Origin of the sequence: Dermacoccus sp. CCH2-D9 (assembly GCF_001556795.1) — a bacterium.
GTDB classification, from domain to species: domain Bacteria; phylum Actinomycetota; class Actinomycetes; order Actinomycetales; family Dermatophilaceae; genus Dermacoccus; species Dermacoccus nishinomiyaensis.
The window spans coordinates 1-2,117 of sequence record NZ_LSJT01000089.1 but is presented as its reverse complement, the minus strand read 5'-3'; the positions used below and the strand labels follow the sequence as shown (position 1 = coordinate 2,117).

The following is a 2,117-nucleotide window of genomic DNA, read 5'->3' as shown; positions in this document are numbered from 1 at the left end:
CGCGTCATTCCTCCGCAACCGCCGCCCCGGCCGCGGTGCACGTTTTGATCACGTCCCTCCATGGGGTGCCGAATCTGGCACCGCCAATCGCGCACTCGCGGATGCTACCTGCACTACCGTGCAGAGCATGAGCTCAAAGAAATCGGGATACCGCAACTACACAGCAGATAGCACGTACTGGACCGTGCGCAAGTACAACGGCGGCTACTGGGTGGTACGGATTGATAACTCGTCGAACAACTATGAGTGGGCGGAGGTGTTTGGGGGGTACGACACTGCAGGAGCTGCCGGTGGCGTTGCAGCACAGCTGGGGTATGCGCAAGGCCGAAGAGACGCGCTCGAAGAGGCGGCCAACGCCCTGCACGCTGCTCTCGACAAAGTGGGGCTAGGTGCACCAGAACCTGCCGCGCCCGAGATGCCACCAGCAGCAGCACCGACCCTGCCGGCCGACGACGAAGGAGAAGAAGCGACAAGCGCTGCAAGCCATCGGAACTGACCGTCAGCGTCCTGCAGCGCCATTGGGTTGGCAAGAGGGAGCGCGACTCAAGAACTGCGGCACACTGCCAGGCTTTGTCGCGAGAAATACCCGCGCGCCTCAAACGGCTAGGAGGCGTCCCTCTTGATGAGGGGCGCCTCCTAGCTGCCTGGTTCTAGGGTGCGCGTTCTGATTCAACAGGTCGACACCGGGGCCGCGCCAGCCTGGCCGGCGCGACCTTCCATTCGGACCACGGATCGGTCTATACCTCAACGGATTTCGCCACGTTGTGTGCCGAGGCCCCGCGACGAGCCGGCTCTGCTCATATAGCTCGATGAAAGCCGGCTTACCGCAGCGGTCTGCCATGTGCGGTCGATCGGAACGAACGGAATTCCCCGCCCGCCGTAGGTCCACTTGTTCAAAGCTGGATCGTCATCATTGCTCGCCTGGCCTTCCCAGGCCACGTCTGAGGGGGCTGGGCGATAACGCCGTCGAGGCGAGGATCACGAGTGGCCATGAGCAACGCAGCCTCTGCTCCGTAGGACAGGCCAACAACGACCAGCCGGTCGCATTCATCGGCTAGCGCATCCAGCGCCTCACTGAAGAATTCAAGAAAAACCTGCGCCGAGACCGGCTGTAAGCCCTCGCCGCCAAACCAACGCAGCCCTAGCGCGGTGACACCACGTTCCGTCAACATATCCACTCTTGTGGTGTCGATGCGGCGACTAGAACCCACCAGCACAAGCACTCCGGTCCCGTTCCCACCGCGCGGCTGGGTTGTGGCCGGTAAGAGTTGGCGGCAAGCGCTGACATGACTCTCCTCGATCTCACTGACGCGATCTGGCCAGCCTAACCACGCACCCAGCGACGATTCGGTAGCTCAAACGAAGGGTTCCGCATACCTCAGACAGTCCACCCGCCTCGAACGCTACGATCTGTTGAAGCGATGAGCGGCTGCACTGGGGCCACCCTCCTAGAGTGAGCAGGTGGCCGCCGCGCGGCGCCCCGGAAAGGTTCCCCCATGGCTGCCCCGCGTCCTCGCCCCGACGAGCCCTCCTCAGCTCTCACGTGGGTGGTCATCGTCATCACACTCGGTATTGCTTTGGCCCTCGTGGCCATCTTCGGTGGACCCAAGGACGTACGGCTCAAGGCTGACATGGGCACGTACTCGCTCATGAATTGCGGGCCAAACGAAGGGAAGACCTCTCCCGCGGAAATCGTCGCCAACACCGACAGCCATGCGGCCAGCATCGTCAACGTCACGGTAGGGGGCGGGTCGACAAAAGTCCGGGTCGCCGACTTCGCCGCCATCGACGCAGGACGAGCCCATGGCAGGTTCGAGCCAGAAGCTGCCATGAGCGTCGGTGCCGCACGGCTACCAGCTGTCAGCCACCCCCGCGAGATCCTGCCTGGCCACCAAGCACTCGTGGAGGTTCTCCTGACCTCGAGCGTGCCTTCAGCGCACGCCAACGGGTACGACATCACCATCAAGGATGGGCCGTACACGCATGTCGTGCACGGTGAGACCTCTGCCGGCCTCACCTGCACCGGGCAGCAGCCCCACTGACTTTCCTGACGCATCGGGCCAGGTGATCAAAACGTGCACCGCGGCCGGGGCGGCGGTTGCGGAGGAATGACGCGC

At 63.4% G+C, this 2,117-nt stretch carries 3 protein-coding genes; 2 read left to right on the top strand and 1 reads right to left on the bottom strand.

Annotated features, from left to right (window positions below; genetic code table 11):
• The first annotated feature begins 127 nt into the window (after window positions 1-127).
• A complete protein-coding gene (locus AX669_RS13370; protein WP_144708555.1) occupies window positions 128-496 on the top strand; it encodes a hypothetical protein in 369 nt (122 codons plus the stop codon).
• Window positions 497-893: 397 nt separating this feature from the next.
• Here AX669_RS13370 and AX669_RS07520 read toward each other — a convergent pair whose 3' ends face one another.
• Window positions 894-1,178, bottom strand: a complete 285-nt coding sequence (locus tag AX669_RS07520) for a hypothetical protein (RefSeq protein WP_144708554.1) — start codon at window positions 1,176-1,178, stop codon at window positions 894-896.
• Window positions 1,179-1,496: 318 nt separating this feature from the next.
• On the opposite strand from AX669_RS07520, the gene AX669_RS07515 reads away from it, so the two are divergent.
• Entirely contained in the window at window positions 1,497-2,042 is a 546-nt protein-coding gene (locus AX669_RS07515) for a hypothetical protein (protein WP_144708553.1), read from the top strand.
• Window positions 2,043-2,117: the final 75 nt, after the last annotated feature.

What these genes read in the sequence shown, in the direction of transcription:
- AX669_RS07515 (WP_144708553.1), top strand. Translation starts at nt 1,497, where the DNA reads ATGGCTGCCCCGCGTCCTCGCCCCGACGAGCCCTCCTCAGCTCTCACG.
- AX669_RS13370 (WP_144708555.1), top strand. Translation starts at nt 128, where the DNA reads ATGAGCTCAAAGAAATCGGGATACCGCAACTACACAGCAGATAGCACG.